This window comes from Calothrix sp. 336/3 (assembly GCF_000734895.2).
In the GTDB taxonomy this organism is placed as follows: domain Bacteria; phylum Cyanobacteriota; class Cyanobacteriia; order Cyanobacteriales; family Nostocaceae; genus 336-3.
Genome location: NZ_CP011382.1, coordinates 5,636,390 through 5,654,790 on the forward strand (window position 1 = coordinate 5,636,390; position 18,401 = coordinate 5,654,790).

15 protein-coding genes are annotated in these 18,401 nt (G+C 40.4%); 10 read left to right on the forward strand and 5 right to left on the reverse strand.

The window, feature by feature from the left end:
• Positions 1–246 precede the first annotated feature (246 nt).
• Entirely contained in the window at positions 247–483 is a 237-nt protein-coding gene (locus IJ00_RS23525) for a DUF4327 family protein (RefSeq protein WP_035157350.1), read from the reverse strand.
• Between the two features lie 979 nt (positions 484–1,462).
• Entirely contained in the window at positions 1,463–3,592 is a 2,130-nt protein-coding gene (gene ppk1, locus IJ00_RS23530; protein WP_035157351.1) for a polyphosphate kinase 1, read from the reverse strand.
• An 844-nt stretch (positions 3,593–4,436) separates the two neighbouring features.
• Between ppk1 and IJ00_RS23535 the strand changes: the two genes are divergently transcribed.
• The 5 genes from IJ00_RS23535 (at position 4,437) to IJ00_RS29280 (ending at position 9,487) form a co-directional block, all read left to right on the forward strand.
• Positions 4,437–6,071: an alpha-D-glucose phosphate-specific phosphoglucomutase gene (locus tag IJ00_RS23535; RefSeq protein ID WP_035157352.1), complete on the forward strand. Its 1,635-nt coding sequence runs from the start codon at positions 4,437–4,439 to the stop codon at positions 6,069–6,071.
• Positions 6,072–6,283: 212 nt separating this feature from the next.
• Positions 6,284–7,495, forward strand: coding sequence for an acetate kinase (locus IJ00_RS23545; RefSeq protein ID WP_035157356.1), 1,212 nt, complete (start codon positions 6,284–6,286; stop codon positions 7,493–7,495).
• A gap of 106 nt (positions 7,496–7,601) precedes the next feature.
• A complete protein-coding gene (locus IJ00_RS23550) occupies positions 7,602–8,696 on the forward strand; it encodes a J domain-containing protein (protein ID WP_046814905.1) in 1,095 nt (364 codons plus the stop codon).
• Positions 8,697–8,898: 202 nt separating this feature from the next.
• Positions 8,899–9,063, forward strand: a complete 165-nt coding sequence (locus IJ00_RS29275; protein WP_168163523.1) for a hypothetical protein — start codon at positions 8,899–8,901, stop codon at positions 9,061–9,063.
• 268 nt (positions 9,064–9,331) lie between these two features.
• A complete protein-coding gene (locus IJ00_RS29280) occupies positions 9,332–9,487 on the forward strand; it encodes a hypothetical protein (RefSeq protein WP_168163524.1) in 156 nt (51 codons plus the stop codon).
• A gap of 50 nt (positions 9,488–9,537) precedes the next feature.
• Here IJ00_RS29280 and IJ00_RS23560 read toward each other — a convergent pair whose 3' ends face one another.
• Complete coding sequence (locus tag IJ00_RS23560; protein ID WP_035157360.1) at positions 9,538–10,593, reverse strand: hypothetical protein; 1,056 nt, start codon at positions 10,591–10,593, stop codon at positions 9,538–9,540.
• A 583-nt stretch (positions 10,594–11,176) separates the two neighbouring features.
• Here IJ00_RS23560 and IJ00_RS23565 point away from each other — a divergent pair.
• Positions 11,177–12,013, forward strand: coding sequence for a tetratricopeptide repeat protein (locus IJ00_RS23565; RefSeq protein WP_035157363.1), 837 nt, complete (start codon positions 11,177–11,179; stop codon positions 12,011–12,013).
• Between the two features lie 253 nt (positions 12,014–12,266).
• On the opposite strand, the gene IJ00_RS23570 is transcribed toward IJ00_RS23565, so the two are convergent.
• On the reverse strand, positions 12,267–12,929 hold the full coding sequence (locus IJ00_RS23570; protein ID WP_035157367.1) for a class I SAM-dependent methyltransferase: 663 nt from the start codon (positions 12,927–12,929) through the stop codon (positions 12,267–12,269).
• A gap of 300 nt (positions 12,930–13,229) precedes the next feature.
• On the opposite strand from IJ00_RS23570, the gene IJ00_RS23575 reads away from it, so the two are divergent.
• The 3 genes from IJ00_RS23575 to IJ00_RS23585 all read left to right on the forward strand — a co-directional run bounded on the left by IJ00_RS23575 (position 13,230) and on the right by IJ00_RS23585 (position 15,431).
• Positions 13,230–14,171, forward strand: coding sequence for a phosphoribulokinase (locus IJ00_RS23575; protein ID WP_035157369.1), 942 nt, complete (start codon positions 13,230–13,232; stop codon positions 14,169–14,171).
• A gap of 92 nt (positions 14,172–14,263) precedes the next feature.
• Positions 14,264–14,749, forward strand: a complete 486-nt coding sequence (locus tag IJ00_RS23580) for a Spy/CpxP family protein refolding chaperone (protein WP_238178384.1) — start codon at positions 14,264–14,266, stop codon at positions 14,747–14,749.
• A 256-nt stretch (positions 14,750–15,005) separates the two neighbouring features.
• On the forward strand, positions 15,006–15,431 hold the full coding sequence (locus IJ00_RS23585; RefSeq protein ID WP_035157373.1) for a hypothetical protein: 426 nt from the start codon (positions 15,006–15,008) through the stop codon (positions 15,429–15,431).
• Between the two features lie 80 nt (positions 15,432–15,511).
• Here IJ00_RS23585 and IJ00_RS23590 read toward each other — a convergent pair whose 3' ends face one another.
• Positions 15,512–16,657 carry an alanine--glyoxylate aminotransferase family protein gene (locus tag IJ00_RS23590; protein ID WP_144416076.1) on the reverse strand — a complete coding sequence of 382 codons (1,146 nt, stop codon included), beginning with the start codon at positions 16,655–16,657 and terminating at the stop codon, positions 15,512–15,514.
• A gap of 234 nt (positions 16,658–16,891) precedes the next feature.
• Between IJ00_RS23590 and IJ00_RS23595 the strand changes: the two genes are divergently transcribed.
• Positions 16,892–18,370 (forward strand): glycosyl hydrolase family 57, encoded by a 1,479-nt coding sequence (locus IJ00_RS23595; RefSeq protein WP_035157378.1) that lies wholly within the window; start codon positions 16,892–16,894, stop codon positions 18,368–18,370.
• Positions 18,371–18,401 lie beyond the last annotated feature (31 nt).

Below are 18,401 nucleotides of genomic sequence, written 5' to 3' on the forward strand. Positions count from 1 at the left end.
AACTGATGTTTTTCCCTAGTTTTACTCGCTAAACCAAAAAAGAATAGTGAACGTGAGCGGCACAAACAATCACCAATCTTTTGTGTCAGTAAGTATATATTACTAGATACTATTTTGAAATTGAAATAGAGATTCAGATTGGGAAGAATTTACAAGCAGAGACTTGTATCCAACAATGGATATTGTGTTTTCACACCCTTATCCACCGCGTTCTCATATCCCAATCAGAATACCCACTCTGAATCATTAATCATTGTCCCATTCTTCCCGACCAATGAGGTCGGCAATGCGATCGCGCAACAAGAAATCACACTTCTCTAACTCACATTCCACGCAAACCCACTCTCGTGCTGGTATGTACTGACAGAGGGTATAAATTGGCTGTTGTCTGCTGACTACCCCCTTTTGCACCAGTCGGCGTGCTTCGTCTTGGATCACGTCCAGAGAGTAATAGTTGATAGAAGACACCGTATTCACACTCATGGTTGTTACTCGCAATGTTACACGTAAGTATTATTCCCAAAGTTTGCTACAAACAAACAGGAATAGACATAATCTAGATATAATTCTGCCGCTGACGTTTTGTAATTTGGTATACGGAACTAATTCCATTTTGACGCTATCTATTCTCAAATTATGTAAAGATATGTTGAAAAAGTCAAGAAATTATGACTTAAAGTTTTTTTACTGAAGGAATAAAAAAAGAAACGTCACAAATTTGACTGCCAGGAAGCATTAAGAAAACATCGATAATTTCGATAGCGCCGATGAAAATAGTCAAATATTGCCGTAGCTAACAAGTCGTTTAAATACCACAGAGTGTACTTAAATTTGCGAAATCATGAACCAGTAATTCATAGAAGGCATCCATCCACGGAAGGGTTGAGGGGTGATTTGAGGTACAAGTGTCTGCAAGGCATAAAGGCTACCGTACACCACGAAAATAGGAACTTCACTTTTTGTTAATAGTTTCTTAAGCAGTTTACTGCTATTGAATTTGAGTTAAGGATTGTGGGGAAATGTAAATAGATATGACAGACCCCTCTAACATTATGAATGTAAAAAATCAGAAAAATGTGAAAAATTTGCTCCAGGTGGTAATATTCTTGCCCTTATTACACAGATTCCCCTACAGGTGACAAGTTTACATCCCGTCCGACATTAAATTTCTAGATACGTATATAAGCATATTTAAGCAGAAAAGTGGCGATCGCGTCTGTTAAATCTATCGCGGAACGTTTCTACCCAATTGTGATTTAGACTACATAGAGTAGCCATGCCAATTCTGTATGAAGATGTCACAAAAACTTTTTCTTTCTCCTTAGTCAGGGAAAAGATGGCAAAAGCAGATAGGGGTAAATACGACTTGATAATATAGCGCAAATTCCTAAAGAAATGGTACCCGAATCAGGAACTTCATTGACGAGCAATCAAGCATCACAAGTTAATAATTTACCCTAATTTACCCATTGATATTTTGCATAAAAATATCTTGAGAGCTACGTACAGGTTCATCTGCACCGGGACGACGTTGTGTATACTTGCCATTACTATGCAATTCCCAAGCGTGACGATTATCTGTGAGTAAAACATCTAGAATATGCTTCAAGTTTTGCACAATTTCGTAATCCTCAATCGGAGTCACCGCTTCTACACGTCTATCTAAATTGCGTGGCATCCAATCAGCACTACCTATATATATCTCCTCATTGCCGTGATTGTGAAAGTAAAAAATCCGCGAATGTTCTAAAAAACGTCCCACAATACTAATTACTCGAATATTTTCACTGACACCTTTAATTCCTGGACGTAAACAGCAAATTCCCCTGATAATTAAATCTATTTGTACCCCCGCTTGAGATGCTGCATACAAAGTGGCAATAATTTGGGGATCAACCAGAGAGTTCATTTTGGCAATAATTTTGCCGGGATTCCCATTTTTAGTATGCTCAATTTCTCGAAGAATCATCTCTATCATTCGTTGACGCTGATTTACGGGTGAAACCAATAACTTACGATAAACGCTCTGACGAGAATAACCTGTTAAGTAGTTAAACAAATCCGTTAAATCAGCACCCAAATCTTCTCGACAACTAAATAAACCCAAATCTGTATAAAGTTTAGCCGTTTTATGGTTATAGTTACCTGTACCAACATGCACGTAGCGACGAATATTTTCACCTTCTTGACGCACTACCAGCACTATCTTTGTGTGGGTTTTTAATCCTACCAAACCATAAACCACATGAACCCCAACATTCTCTAATTTTCTTGCCCAGTTAATATTATTTTCTTCATCAAACCTCGCTTTTAGTTCTACTAATGCCACAACTTGCTTGCCATTTTCCGCAGCTGCCATCAAAGCTCTGACAATGGGAGAATCACCAGAAGTCCGATAAAGCGTCATTTTAATTGCTAAAACCTGGGGATCGGCAGCTGCTTGGGTAATAAATTGCTGTACAGAAGCGGTAAAAGATTCATAGGGATGATGCACCAGTAAATCTTGTTGGCTAATAATTGCAAAAAAATCCTTACCTTCTTCCTGCTCTTCTAATTCATAAATTTCTTGCAACCGCGAAGGAATCATAGAATTGGCAGGAGCATCTTTCAACTCTGGTAAGGGTAAAGCCATGAAAGACATTAAATCTTTGAGATTAATTAATCCCGGAATTTCATAAACATCATTTTCTGTCACTGCCAATTCCTGCATCAACATCTCTCTGATAGACTGGGGCATAGATGTTTGAATTTCTAAACGCACCACAAATCCTCCAAAGCGTCGCTTACGTAATTCCTGCTCAATTGCTAATAGTAAATCATCCGCCTCATCTTCTCGAATTTCAAAGTCAGAGTCTCTAGTAATACGGAAGAGGTAATACTCTTGTATTATCATCTGGGGAAATAATAACTCTAAATTATGAGCAATAATTTGCTCAAGGGGAACACCAGCCCAAACAAGAGATTTACTATTATCTTTGTGTAAATTTGGAGGTAAAGGAATAAACCTCGGTAGAATATTTGGGACTTTCACCCGCGCAAATCTTTCTATTCCTGTGATTGGATCTTTGACTACAACTGCTAGATTCAAACTCAGATTCGACATCCGGGGAAAGGGATGTCCAGTATCAACTGCTAAGGGTGTGAGAACCGGAAAAACTCGTTCTTGGAAATATTTTTGTAGATAGGTACGTTGTTCTTTACTCAAGTCAATATAGTCAAGTAAATTCACCCCATATTTACTTAATTGTGGGCGTAATTCTTCTTCAAATAATTGGTGCTGTTGGGTGACAGATGGACGCAATGCTTGACTAATAGCCTCTAGCTGTAACTTAGGAGTCATGCCATCAGTTGTTAGGGTTTCTACTTGAGCATCAATCTGCTCTTTGATAGCAGAAACACGCACCATGAAATATTCATCAAGGTTAGAGCTAAAAATTGCTGCAAATTTTAAACGTTCTAATAATGGGGTTCGATTATCTAGGGCTTCATGTAAAACTCTTTGATTAAATTCTAGCCAGGAAAGTTCTCGATTTAGATAGTATTTGGAGTCACTGAAATTCGTCTTTGAGATATTTTCTTTGACCTTGGGCATAATTTTATCTGTATTTATGTGTAGTTTTATACTTTAATTCTCGACACAAATATTGATGTTTGAATTATGGGAGTTAATCTAATAGTCTGTCCCATTAATTTTGATAGTTTACTGTAATGCGGGTATCCCTTTACTTCCTTCTAGGGGCGGTTTGTCTGCTTTGTGACAAAAGGGAGTAATACATATTTTCCCATTACAACTTACGACATAGACTTCTATAAATAATTGTTGTTAAGTCACATAGTTTTGTCATCTGATTCCAGATGTACTTAATCTTTACTCTAGAAGATAGATTGACCATGGGGTGATTTTGCGATATTTATCACATCAGTCAACCAATGACTTTCTATATTAACAATTATTATTATTTTCACAATACATAATATAATCCACTAATTGATAAGGATAATTGACATCATGTCCTCTAAATTAGTCATATTTGTCGTCTCTTACTTTAGGTTGTAATTACAAATGTCAAAGCTGGCATGATATGACAGAATGTGGAATTTTTGTGATAAATTTTAACCTGTAGTCAGCCACAACAATCTATTTAATTAATCCTAAAAATATATCTAATTTTAATTGATTAAGACAAAATTATGTTTTGGTAAAAAAATCCGAGAATATTGATGACATCAAAATAAATTATTATCAATATTAGTTAATTATCAGATTTTCTCACCTTAGATTGTCCAAAGTACGGCTGCGACCGGATGTTTCTTTATCGTCATCGAGTAGTGTTGATTAACCTGTATTTAGCTAGCGCGATCGCTTGAACTCAAACCCTCTGTGTAGTAAAAACGTCAGAGGCGGTAGGATTGTGTCATCTGCTCTAAGTGATTCTATGAATATCAAAACTATATCTACACAACCATTTGCAGACCAAAAACCAGGTACATCCGGACTTCGTAAGCGTGTACCGACATTTCAACAACCCAACTATCTGGAAAATTTTGTCCAATCCATCTTTGATAGTCTCGAAGGTTATCAAGGAACAACTTTAGTTCTAGGTGGTGATGGTCGCTACTATAACCGCCAAGCGATTCAAATCATCCTGAAAATGGCTGCGGCAAACAGATTTGGTCAGGTGTTGGTGGGGAAAGGGGGAATTCTCTCCACCCCCGCAGCATCCTGCGTGATTCGCAAAAACGGAGCTTTTGGAGGAATTATTCTCTCCGCTAGCCATAACCCTGGGGGACCAAATGCAGACTTTGGTATCAAGTACAACATCAGCAATGGGGGTCCAGCTCCGGAGAAGGTGACAGATGCGATTTATACCCGCACGAAAGAAATCACTGCTTACAAAATTATCGAAGCCGACGACATCAATCTTGATAAATTAGGTAGTAGCCAACTGGGTACAATGACTGTACAAGTGATTGACTCAGTAGCTGATTATGCTGAGTTAATGGAATCTCTGTTTGATTTTGGGAGTATTCGAGAGTTACTCACCTCTGGCAAATTCCGGATGTGTATGGACTCATTACATGCAGTCACAGGTGGTTATGCCCATGAAATTTTTGAGCAGCGTTTGGGCGCACCAGTGGGAACTGTCCAAAACGGTGTACCCCTGGAGGATTTTGGCGGCGGACACCCCGATCCCAATTTAGTTTATGCCCACGACCTAGTAGAAGTCATGTACGGTGAGACAGCACCAGATTTTGGAGCTGCATCCGATGGGGATGGCGATCGCAACATGATTCTTGGTCGTAAATTTTTTGTCACCCCCAGTGATAGCCTCGCGATTATGGCAGCCAATGCCAAACTAGTTCCAGGCTACAGCCAGGGATTAACCGGAATTGCCCGCTCTATGCCCACCAGCCAAGCTCCCGACCGAGTGGCGGAAAAACTGGGTATAGAATGCTATGAAACCCCCACAGGTTGGAAATTTTTCGGCAACCTCCTCGATGCCAACAAAGCTACCCTCTGTGGTGAGGAAAGTTTTGGTACAGGCTCAAACCATGTGCGCGAAAAAGATGGACTTTGGGCAGTTTTATTCTGGTTAAATATTCTCGCGGTGCGGGGACAATCCGTAGAGGCGATCGTCAAGGAACACTGGCAAACCTATGGTCGGAACTATTACTCTCGTCATGACTATGAGGAAGTAGACGCTGACAAAGCTAATGAGCTAATTACTAAGCTTCGGGGAGATTTATCCCAGCTTCCTGGAAGAAAATTTGGTCAGTATACCGTAGACTATGCTGATGACTTTAGCTACGCTGACCCCGTAGATGGCAGCATTAGTCAAAAACAAGGTATCCGCATCGGTTTTACCGACGGTTCCCGCATTGTCTTCCGACTTTCTGGTACAGGTACTCAAGGGGCAACATTACGTATCTACCTGGAAAGTTACGAACCAGATGCCAGCAAGCATGATTTAGATCCTCAAGTTGCCCTCGGAGAATTAATCACAATTAGTGAAGAAATTGCTCAAATCCGTCACTTTACAGGGCGTGAGCAACCTACAGTTATTACTTGATGAGAATGGGTAATGAGTAATGGGTAATGAGTAATGAGTGGATTATTTTTTAAGACAAAGACTGTACATGAATTTTTAACCTCTGAAAAGGTACAAATTCAACAACCTAGTCTGATGCTCCTAAATTTATTTATGGGGATTCTCTTTTTACTCCTGACTTATTACTCCTTACTCCCTACTCCTGACTTCTCTGTTCCCCTTTCTCCTTTCCTATGAAAATCCTGGTTTTAAACGCAGGTTCTAGTAGTCAAAAAAGTTGTCTCTATAATTTAGACAATGTTTTACCCCCAGAACCCCCGACACCTCTGTGGGAAGCACAAATTGATTGGACGCATCATCAGGGTGTGGCAGAAATTCATGTTAAAACTATCTATGGTGATTTCCTCAAGCAGGAATTAAACTCTGTCTCTCACCGAGAAGCCACCACAGAAATGCTCAAAACTCTGTGGCAAGGTGTGACCAAAGTTATTCAACAACCACAAGATATAGATATTGTCGGGCATCGCGTAGTTCACGGTGGCGAGGAATATTCTGCTAGTACCCGCATCACTCCAGAAGTCAAAGCAGTTATTTCCCGTCTTGCGACTCTTGCTCCTGCTCACAACCCCGCGAATTTAGAGGGAATAGAAGCTATTGAGGAAATTTTGGGTGATAAAATTCCCCAAGTGGCAGTATTTGATACCGCCTTTCATACACAAATGCCCTTAGCTGCCGCAGTTTATCCCCTGCCCTACGAGTTTCTCACTCAAGGTATCCGTCGCTACGGCTTCCATGGTATCAGCCATCAGTACTGTTCTCAAAAGGCTGCTGCTATTTTGGGAAGAGAATTAACAGATTTACGTTTAATTACTTGTCATCTAGGTAACGGTTGTTCCCTTGCAGCTATCCGTGATGGTCATAGTGTAGATACAACCATGGGTTTTACACCCTTAGATGGATTGATGATGGGTAGCCGTTCTGGAGCCGTAGACCCTGGTATTTTAATTTACTTGCTGCGGGAAAAAGGATATAGCATTGAGGAATTAGACCAATTATTAAATAAAAGTTCAGGTTTAAAAGGGGTTTCCGGCATTTCCGAAGATATGCGCCAATTAAATATCGCGATCGCCGACGGTAATCACCGCGCTCAACTAGCCATAGATATTTATATACATCGGTTATGCTCTGGAATTGGAGCAATGTTAGCTAATTTAGGAAGATTAGACGCACTAATATTTACAGCTGGTGTTGGAGAAAATGCTGCTAATATCCGTGAGAGAGTGTGTGAATCATTAACATTCTTGGACTTAAAAATTGATAAAGAAAAAAATAATATACCTCATATCACTGGTGATATTGCCACCGTCGATTCTGCTGCGAGAATACTAGTAATTCATACTCAAGAAGATTGGGCGATCGCCCAAGAATGTTGGCATCTGCTATGATTTTGTCATTAAGTAGTGTAAAAAATCGTCAGGTAAAAAATCATTAGCTAGATAATGTATGTTTATCTAGTAGATAGCTGTAAACATTATATTACTCGGTGTTTTTATGCCTCGAAAATCTTCAGCTTCCGAGCGTACTGTCTCCCCAACGACTTTAGCTCTGAGTGAGTATCAGCTTCGTCTTCTGGCATTAGAAAAAGAACATCAGCGCCTACTGAACTTAATCAAGAAAAAACGTACTGAACTGAATAATTTTGTCACACAGATGCGCTCCGTTGCCACAGAAATGTTTAGCCAAGGTATGCCTAGTATGCAAAAAATGGCAGAACTGGATGAAGAAATTCATAATTTGTTTCAAAACATCTTTAAAACTAGAAAATTTGGTAAACAAACACAAAAAAAAGTTGAAGATATTTACAGAAGATTACAACTTTCTGGAGTCATCAGTTTTAAGCCAACCAACATTGATCAGGATGATACCGAATTAGATGATATGTTTGGTAATTTCTCCGAAGAGGATTTTTTTCGAGAGGCTGCAAAACGTCGTCAAGAGCATCAAAATACAGAATCTGAAACCATCTCACCCTCTGCATCCCGCAGTGAAGACTCTCGGAAAATTCGCACCTCATTTCTCCGATTAGCAGAAATTTTCCATCCAGATAAAGCCACAGATAGGGAAACTCAGCAGCGTCATACTGAGATTATGAAAGAAATCAACCGTGCTTATCAAGATGGAGATTTAGCAAGACTGATAGAAATTGAACAAAAATATCAAGTGGGAGAAACTATTGATAGTAATAATGAAGATGATGTCAACAAACAATGCCAAAAAATAGAGCAACATAATCAATTATTACAGAATCAGTATGAGACTTTAAAACGAGAATTAAGTCAAGTCAAGCGAACTCCAGAGGGAGAGATAGTTGCTGATTATCGGAAAGTCAAGAAAGCTGGATTTGACCCTGTATCTCAGATGCTAGAACAACTAGAATCCCAAATTAGTATAATTTCTGATATCCGGAATTTTGTCAAAGATTTTCATGACGAGAAAATCACAATTAAGGAATTTATCGCAGGTCCTCAAGCTCTGGAAACAGATGAAGAAGAAATCCTCTCAGACTTGCTAGAAGAAATGATGGCAGAATTGGGAGAAGTAATTATTGTTCAAACAAGTCAAAGAAAAAGAAAAAGAAGAAGATAAGTCAAAAGTTTTACTGGAATTTTTTGGGAATAAAATCATAAATTCCACCTGGGCAAAACAGTTAGCTCAATAGTGGAGTGATGGATAAAACTCCCATGATATTAATAACTGGGAACTAATGAGGTAGGAATTTATTCATCTTTATCTACACTTTATGAGTGAAATTCAACACAGATATCCGTCATATTTTGTAGAGGTGGAAATGGTAAAAAATATATTGAGCCTAATTCTGGTAACGCTCTTACTTGCCTACGTTGTACCTCCTTTTATCTTCAACGACTATAAATTAAAGTCTGCCAAGTTAGTTGCTATTGACCTGGTGGTTTTACCAATCCTCTACTTGTTTTGGGGTGGTAGACAGAAGTAGTGATTTTTTCTTTTTTGTCCTTCCAACTTGTAAGTTGTAATGGGAAATAGGTAAGGTTTTGTCAACAAAACTTATCAAATTAAAATCAAAACAATTATACCGTTTCACTTAATTGGTAATACTAATGTGTTTTGTCAGACTAGTATTACCTAGATTCCATCAAAACTGCCAGGACTTACGCAACGACTACACATTAACATCATTGCGACCAAAGGAAGCAATCTCTAAGCCTCATTTTCTCGTTACGATTATGTAAGTCCTAACTACTTTGAAAATCTATCAATTTGTCCTGGATAGGATAGTTACAGAAGTTTTTTTCCTCAATGAAAGTGGCAAAGCATATCAAGTATTTGCCCATAACGACTTAGAACCCGAACTTCTATCAGGAAATCCGGGTTCTAAATTTTCTAGAGATGGGAGTTAATCAGGGAGAGAATCCTGAAAACACAGAAAGTTTTCTATACAAACTAGTAATTATTCCTGTGGTGGTTTAGGACGTTTCACCGGTTTAGGTATAGGAGTAGAACTCCCACCTGCATTTCCTTTAGGATAGGGTTTGACATCTCCAGAGGGAGCATCACCAACTCTTTTCACAGGACGTGGAGGTTCACCATTACTGCGTCTGGGGAAGGGTTTACCACCACCGGGACCAGGACGACGACCACCTTTCTGGAATCTACCTCCACCTCCACCTCTTTGTGGTGGTCTGCGTTTTCTGGGTAGTTCGGCGATCGCCTCTGCTTTATCGATGACTAATGCATCGCCATCTCGTTGTACCTGAAAATCCCAAAATTTACCAACAGCTTTGGTATCAAGCCTACCCTTGAGCTTGAGTTTAAAATACTTAGGTTTATCATCTTGTTTACGAGCAGCTTGTCTAATTTTCACCACCAAGTGCGCGTCATCATAGGATTGATAAACAACTTCACCCCGTACAGAAAAACCACCATCAGGAATTTCTGAAGAAGGGACAAAGTCTTCGAGGGAAGTTTCCTCTGTTTCAGACTCATCATTAGCTGATGCTGTTTCCGTTGGGGATTCTAAGTCTGATTCCTCTGACTCCTCAGAAGATTTCGCCAAATTTTCCGGTTCCCAAACCCCAACAATTTGTACATGCAATTTGTCGTTCTCTTGGCGAGTTCGCGGATAAACCACCCACAGATGCTCAGATTCCAAATCAAGATGATTTTTCACCAAACTCATGATACGACCCAGCAGTACGGCTTCTAGAAGCGTACCATCAGAGGTTTGCATCACACCCTGGGTAAATTGTTCGCTACTGGCAAGATAGCGTCCACGAATCAACCCAATCGCCCGATATTGCATCGGTTCACTGGGAGGTGGAATTGGTTGTTGACGATTGGCGATATTTTCCTCTGGTGAGGTTTCGCTAGACGGTGCTACAGATTCATCTGTTGATAAAGCAACAACGCTCATTTCTGTTTTTGCAGAGACAACCTGATCTGTCTCTACCTCCTTAGAGGTAGGTGGATTAGAAGACTCTGGTGACGGCATTAAGTCGGAACTCATAATAACTCCTTGCGACGGAGACACATCCCATTGTGGGATTATACTAAGGCAACTGGAAAGAGCGCTTGTGTGGCTGATGGAAAGTATATAGACTTCCCAGAAACCACCCCAGCTTGCCCTGTATCATACTAAAGGCGCAAACAAATGCACACACACTAAATGTGTAATTTAGCGTCTTTACACTAGTTTCGGAAGAACACAAGTCATAATTTATGGTTATGCTTCCTTAGCTAACTCAAGTATGAAGCATGAAGTATGAAGTCATTGTTTCAGGCTACCCTGAGGAAAGTAAACCTGGGGATATCTAAAATCTTTTGTTATCCTTTCTGGCAGAAGGTTACAGGGTTAAGGTTATAGATGATAGGGTAATCATCAAAATTATCCATTGCCTGTTTATCCTTCCTCATTAGCTTTTGCTGAGGTGCTTTGTTATCTAGGCTACATACTATATCCTTCATCTTGAGGTGCAATCATCTTTAGCTTTGCTCACGTAAATGAGTATTTGTTATAAAATTCACAAACTCATGGCGGTATTCCGCAAACTTTTGCAAATTTTTAATTTTTGTGATTTAAGGGTAATATTGTGACTCAACCTCGCAATCGCTGGATAGTAAATATTGTTTTAGCCATTGCAGTACTGGCTTTTGTTGGCGTCTCTATGGTTCCTATCATAGCGGCATTTCGAGATACCCAAAACTCTAACCAAAACCCTGATAATTCTCAAGGGACTACTAATAATACTGCTAGCCAAAAAGTGAAGCTACAGGAAGAAATTCGGGGATTAGAACTGGTTTTACAGCGAGAACCAGAAAATCAAGCCACATTGAAAAGCTTATTGGAAAGACGTTTGCAACTGCTGAGTTTAGGAGAAGGGAGCGTGCGGAATGTCATCGAACCCTTAGAAAAGCTCTCCAAGTTGAATCCGGAACAAACAAATTACGCTATCTTGTTAGCCCAAGCAAAGCAGCAAATTGGGGATAAAGAAGGTGCTGCTCAAGCTTACCGCTCGGTTTTGACGGTTAAACCCGGTGATATCAAAGCTTTGCAAGGGATGGTTACTTTATTGCTCGCTCAAAAGCGTCCGGAAGCGGCAATTGGTTTACTGGAAGAAACTCTGAGTAAAGCTCCTCAAGTCAATAAGATTGAACCTGGTAGCGTTGATATTATTGCTGTGCAAATTTTACTGGGCAATGTTTACGCCACACAGAAGAATTTTGCCAAAGCTTTGTCAACTTATGATACGGCTAGTAAATTTGATGTCCAAGATTTTCGTCCAGTTTTGGCTAAGGCGATTACCCTGAAGGGACAAGGCAAAATTGAGGATGCTAAACCTGTTTTTGCGAAAGCTGCTTCTTTGGCTCCAGCTAAGTATAAAGACGAAATTAACAAACAAGCGACGACAACATCTAAGGCTGAGTAATAAGTAATGGGTAGGGACGTTTTAGCGTGTCGTTTTGCGACTCAGTTCCTCTGCACGAGGCTATATCGCGTCTGTAGGGGAGTAATGAGTTGTAAATTCAGCCTTGAAAAACTATGGGATAAGAAGCGTTTCTAATTCACATTAGGTGTGATTTGTGTAAAAGTAAGTAGTGTTACCATCTTGCCTTCCTTGCTATTTCCCAAAGGTGGGCAGGATGCCTACACTACTTGTGTAATTTATTTTTACGATGTATTTAATTTTTTACTGCTAATGTCAAGCCATCGGCAATGGGCACTAAACTCAGGGAAATACGTTTATCTTGGTGCAATTTGGTATTTAAGGCGCGGATTTTATTAGTTCTATTATCTTGTACTAGGGGGTCTGCAACTTGACCAGACCAAAGCACATTATCAATGGCAATTAATCCACCGGGACGAATTAGTTGTAATGCTAGTTCATAGTAGGGGTCATAGTTACTTTTATCCGCGTCAATAAAGGCAAAATCAAAGGTTGCAGCTTCTCCGTTGGCGAGTAAATTTTCCAGAGTTTCTATGGCTGGGGCAATTTGTAAGTTGATTTTGTCTGCGACTCCTGCTTTTTGCCAATAACGACGGGCGATCGCTGTATATTCTTCACTCACATCACAGGCAACTATTTTGCCGTCTGCTGGTAATGCTAATGCTACTGCTAAGGAGCTATAACCAGTAAATACGCCTATTTCTAGGGTCTTTTTTGCACCGATTAATTTCACTAAAAGCGCCATGAATTGACCTTGTTCAGGAGCAATTTGCATATTTCCCATGGGATGCTTTGCTGTTTCTTGTCTTAGCTCTTTTAATACCGCAGCTTCTCTCAGAGATACGGAGAGGAGATATTCATAAAGACTCTGCTCTAATCCCAGTGTTTGATTTGCCATTGGCGATCGCTCCCTGTATTCTCTATACAAAAATATCAAACTAGCAAACTATCAAAATATTCCTGACATTTACTAGAAAAATTTACAGCGTAATTTATCTCCAAGAATATCAATAAAAGTATATAAATCCTTCTAAGGATGATTCAATATCGGAAAAAATCAATTAAGTCAAAATTTAATGACGAATTAGGTATTTTTTATCCTTTCAGGTGATTGAGTTATGTCGCAAATATTTTTACAATCAGTAAAATAGCATACAATCCTGAATCCCCATTTACTGTAAAAGCGAGGAAAAGTACTATGAGCCGTCCAATAATTTTAGGTATAGTCGGTGACAGTGCTGCGGGTAAAACTACGCTGACAAAGGGCATTGCTCAAGTACTTGGACCCGAAAATGTGACTGTGATATGTACAGATGATTACCATAGATATGATCGCCAACAAAGGGCAGAAATTGGTATTACCGCCCTACACCCAGACTGTAACTATCTAGATATCATGCAGCAACACCTGTCCTTGTTAAGAATGGGACAGCCAATTCTCAAACCAGTTTATAGCCATAAAACAGGTTCCTTTGAACCACCTGTCTATATCAAACCCAGTAAATTTGTGATTATTGAGGGATTGCTCGGTTATTCCACTCGCTTGGCGCGGGATGCCTATGATGTGAAAGTATATTTGGCTCCTCCCGAATCTCTACGGACAAAATGGAAAGTCAAGCGTGATACACAAAAGCGTGGATATACGGAAGAGCAAGTATTGGCGGAAATGCAGAAGCGAGAACCGGATTCTGAAGAATTCATCCGTCCCCAGCGTCAATGGTCGGATATTGTAATCAGTTTTTACCCACCTTCAGAAGAAGATAATAGCCAAACCAATGGACATTTAAACGTCCGTTTAGTTCTACGTCCAGCAATTCCCCATCCTGATTTTACCGACATTATCCAATTTAGTAACGGTGATTCGACCTCCGCAATTCGCCTGGGATTAGATCGGGATATGGGAAAACCCGTAGATGTGCTAGAAGTTGATGGTCATGCCACTTTAGAGCAAGTGAATAAATTAGAACATTTAATTTGCTCAGATATGCCACATCTAAGAAGTGTGTGCGATCGCGAAAGTAATCCCGAGCTAGGCAAAGTTGCAGGAACAACAGGAGAGGTGATTCAGAGTTACCCCCTGGCTTTAACCCAACTACTAATTACTTACCATATGCTCAAAGCTACACAGATTCATAGCTAGGGACTAACTATGACTTAAGTCATGGATAGATTTGTGACTTTCTCCCCATGTGGTTAACTGTTTTTGTTCTTAGGATGGGACATAGTTAAACAATGACGCGAACAGGAAAATATCTCATGGGAATGCACAAATTATCTTTAGTATTGGCAACAGTTGCTTTAGGTTGTAGCGCGATCGCCTATCCAGTCAAGGCAGAAAATCTTTCATCCTCACCGTTACTGATTGCCCAAGATTATTCTGGGAAAAAGTCGGGAATGCAAGACTTAGGACTTTCCCCTGAGCAAAAAGCCAAAATTAAGGCAATTCGTCAAGCTACCCGCGAGGAAATTCAGAAACGTCTCACCCCTGAGCAGCGTCAGCAATGGCAAACCATGAAGCAAAATCGTCAAGGTGGCAAAAAAGGTGAAGGTTGGCGCTCCTTGAATTTGAGCGAAACTCAAAAAACAGAAATTCGTCAACTGATGGAATCTCAAAAGAGCCAAATCAACGCAGTGTTGACAGAGGAACAAAGACAAAAGCTAGAACAGTCTCGTCAAGCAAGACGCGATCGCCGTCAGCAAAATCGTCCAAATAACTAGTCTTGTCACCCAATTAATTTACCTAGTTGCGCCTAACTTATATCCTCGATTTTCCTAGAACTTCGGGGATATATAAATTTAATTTATCTCTTGGTATTTAATTGAGAAAAATATCAAAATAATTTTCCATGAAGTCCTTTTGATTCCTTGACTTCTGGCAGTTTTTATCCATGGTTTCGTGAATTTCTCGGACGTGGTTAGGTAAATAAATTTTTATAATAGGGAAATTGAACTGGAGAAATCCACGAGGCACTAAATGAAGTTAACAAGTTTATTACTGACAGTGGGTGCGATCGCCCTGAGTTTATCTGGAATCACAACCCCTGTCAGCGCAGAAGCAGCACCTAGAAAACCCTTACAAATTGCTCAAGCTCCCCAACAAGCTGCACCTACCATTAAATTGACACCCCAGCAGCAAACACAAATTAAGCAAATTCGTGCCAATGCGAATACCCAGTTCCAAAAAGTTCTGACTTCCCAACAAAAAAATCAAATTAAAGCAGCTTTGCAAGCAGGGAAACCAGCACAGCAAGCTTTTGCATCTATTAAGTTGACACCTCAACAACAAAACCAAATCCGGCAAATCATGGTAGCAGCTAATCAAAAAATTGAAGCTGTACTGACACCAGAACAGAAAAAACAAATTCTGCAATATCGTCAAAGTCAACAACGTAAGCAGTAATTGACGTTCAAGGTACAGGTGGTAAGCGCTACGCGCCAGTTACAGGGTATACCTGTCACCTATCACCTGTCACCTATCAACTATTTCAACACTTCTTTAAAAGCAGCAATTAACTGATCAACACTTTCAGGGCGACTGTTGTAACCCATCAAACCAACTCGCCAAACTTTCCCCGCAAGTTCACCTAAACCATTACCGATTTCGATATTGTAATCCTGTAAAAGTTTGCTGGCGATCGCCTTGCCATCTTTCCCTTCAGGAACTCGTACTGTAGTCAGAGTCGGTAAGCGATACTGTTTCTCCACATGTAACGTCAAACCAATACTTTCTAAATTTTCCCAAAGATACTCTACATTTCTTTGGTGACGCTGCCAAGAATTTTCCACACCTTCCTCTGCCAGTAACCGTAATGCTTCCCGCAGAGCATAATAGAGGTTAATCGGTGCGGTATGATGATAAACTCTCTCACTACCCCAATATTTACCTAGCAACAACATATCCAAATACCAGTTTTTCACCTTGCTGGAACGTTGTTGTAACTTTTCCATAGCCCTAGCGCTCATCGTAAAAGGAGAAGCTCCAGGGGGACAACCTAATCCCTTTTGGCTGCAACTATAAGCCAAATCCACACCCCATTCATCCAGGTAAATTGGCACACCACCCAAACTAGTGACAGTATCGACTAATAATAAACAGCCATATTCTCGACACAATTCTCCCACACCTTCAAGGGGTTGGCGTGCCCCCGTAGAAGTTTCCGCATGAACTAGGGCAAGAATCCGGGGACGGTGAGTAGCCATTGCTGCCCGTAATTCATCCAGAGAGAAGACTTCGCCCCAGGGCTTATTAATCGTTTTCACCTCTGCACCATAGCGTCCAGCCATATCCACTAGACGGTTACCAAAGTATCCAGAGACACCAATTAAAACCCCATCCCCCGCTTCTACGACATTTGCCAAAGTCGCTTCCATTGCCGCAGTACCCGTACCACTGACGGCGATCGTTAAAGGATTTTCTGTCTGCCACACATAACGTAACAAAGACTGAATCTCATCCATCAAAGCCAAAAAAGTCGGGTCAAGATGTCCCACAGGTGTAGTATTCATTGCCTGTAAGACTGCTGGATGAGCATTGGAGGGACCAGGACCTAAAAGCAGGCGCTCTGGCATTTTCAAGGGACTAAGGTTTAATTTTTGACTGTTATTGATACTGATTGTTGGCATGATGATTTTTACCCGGATTTAACTCAATACTTAACAGGGGTTGTACACTCTTTGTTGGCAAATGTCCAACTTCTCAACTCAGCAATATCATCCCAAAAAACCTTCCCTAAAAAAACTCAGTTTTTCCCTTGCCAATCATCCTGGAAAATATCTCAATCATTAATTTATTCCACTACTTCTGAGTATCTCTACGCCTGAAGGTGAGAATAAAAAGCAATAACTTTCAAATCAATCCCCATGACTACGACTGTTTTACCAGAGCTACGCCACGGATTACCCAATATCTGCGGTGCAGAAGCTAATTTGCAAGCAATTACCAACCAAAAGGAAAAAGTTTTTCTTCCGCGAACGAATCTCAAACTAGAAAACATCACCTCTGGGTTTGCCTGTGCTTTACATATGCACCAACCTACAATTCCCGCAGGTGGCAACGGTGCATTGATTAGTAACCTCCAGCAGATGTTTGAGCATCCCCACGATGGTGATAATCACAATGCCACTACCTTCGCTTGGTGCTATGGTCGAATGGGCGATTTTATACCGGAACTCATAGCCCAAGGCACTAATCCTCGCATCATGTTGGACTACTCTGGTAATTTACTCTGGGGTTTACGACAGATGGGAAGGGAGGATATTATCACTAACCTCAAGCGTATTACCTGTGACTCCCAATATCAACCCTACGTAGAATGGTTGGGAACTATGTGGAGCCACGCTGTTATCCCATCAACACCTATTCCTGACATTAAATTACATATTCAAGCATGGCAACATAATTTTGCGGCTATGTTTGGGGAAGATGCTTTGAAGCGGGTTAAGGGTTTTTCCCCACCAGAAATGCATTTACCCAACCATCCCGATACACTTTTTGCCTATATCAAAGCTCTGAAAGAATGTGGCTACCAATGGTTAATGGTACAGGAACATTCCGTCGAACTATTAGATGGTTCACCCCTCTCCCAGGAGCAGAAATATATTCCCAATCAATTAATTGCTCGCAATAGCCACGGTGAAACTGTTAGTATTATCGCCCTGATTAAAACCCAAGGCTCTGATACTAAATTAGTGGCACAGATGCAGCCCTATTTTGAAGCGAAGGGTAAGGGTAAGCAACAAGTTGGCAATATTAATATACCTTCCTTAGTCACCCAAATTGCCGATGGGGAAAATGGTGGTGTGATGATGAATGAATACCCCCGTGATTTCTTCCGCATTTATCACGAAATTCGTGATGGAGGGGGTAATTGTCAGGGAACTGTTGCCATGAATGGGACAGAGTATTTAGAATTAATCATGAATGCTGGTGTGAGAACTGAGGATTTTCCAACTTGCCAAGCAGTACAGCAACATAAAATTTGGCAACGAGTTGATTTAGAAAAAATTACATCGGCAGCAGTAGAAAATGCTATCAAAGAATTAAAGGCTAGCGATCATCAATTTCATATGGATGGAGCTTCTTGGACAAATGATTTAAGTTGGGTTAAAGGCTATGAAAATGTCCTAGAACCGATGAATCAACTCAGTTTCTTATTTCATCAAAAATACGATCGCCTAGTACAAGAAAATCCCTCTGTCACCCAAAGACGAGATTATCAAGAAGCTTTGCTTTACAATCTATTGCTACAAACTAGCTGTTTTCGATATTGGGGACAAGGAACTTGGACTGACTACGCTAGGGAGTTGTATCGTCGGGGGGAGATGTTGTTGAAATCATAACTCTTTAAAGTTGGAGTTACCCCAGTTCTAA

Coding starts and splice junctions, on each gene's coding strand:
- IJ00_RS23525 (WP_035157350.1), bottom strand. CDS start 483: ATGAGTGTGAATACGGTGTCTTCTATCAACTATTACTCTCTGGACGTG.
- ppk1 (WP_035157351.1), bottom strand. CDS start 3,592: ATGCCCAAGGTCAAAGAAAATATCTCAAAGACGAATTTCAGTGACTCC.
- IJ00_RS23535 (WP_035157352.1), top strand. CDS start 4,437: ATGAATATCAAAACTATATCTACACAACCATTTGCAGACCAAAAACCA.
- IJ00_RS23545 (WP_035157356.1), top strand. CDS start 6,284: ATGAAAATCCTGGTTTTAAACGCAGGTTCTAGTAGTCAAAAAAGTTGT.
- IJ00_RS23550 (WP_046814905.1), top strand. CDS start 7,602: ATGCCTCGAAAATCTTCAGCTTCCGAGCGTACTGTCTCCCCAACGACT.
- IJ00_RS29275 (WP_168163523.1), top strand. CDS start 8,899: ATGGTAAAAAATATATTGAGCCTAATTCTGGTAACGCTCTTACTTGCC.
- IJ00_RS23560 (WP_035157360.1), bottom strand. CDS start 10,593: ATGAGTTCCGACTTAATGCCGTCACCAGAGTCTTCTAATCCACCTACC.
- IJ00_RS23570 (WP_035157367.1), bottom strand. CDS start 12,929: ATGGCAAATCAAACACTGGGATTAGAGCAGAGTCTTTATGAATATCTC.
- IJ00_RS23575 (WP_035157369.1), top strand. CDS start 13,230: ATGAGCCGTCCAATAATTTTAGGTATAGTCGGTGACAGTGCTGCGGGT.
- IJ00_RS23580 (WP_238178384.1), top strand. CDS start 14,264: ATGACGCGAACAGGAAAATATCTCATGGGAATGCACAAATTATCTTTA.
- IJ00_RS23585 (WP_035157373.1), top strand. CDS start 15,006: ATGAAGTTAACAAGTTTATTACTGACAGTGGGTGCGATCGCCCTGAGT.
- IJ00_RS23595 (WP_035157378.1), top strand. CDS start 16,892: ATGACTACGACTGTTTTACCAGAGCTACGCCACGGATTACCCAATATC.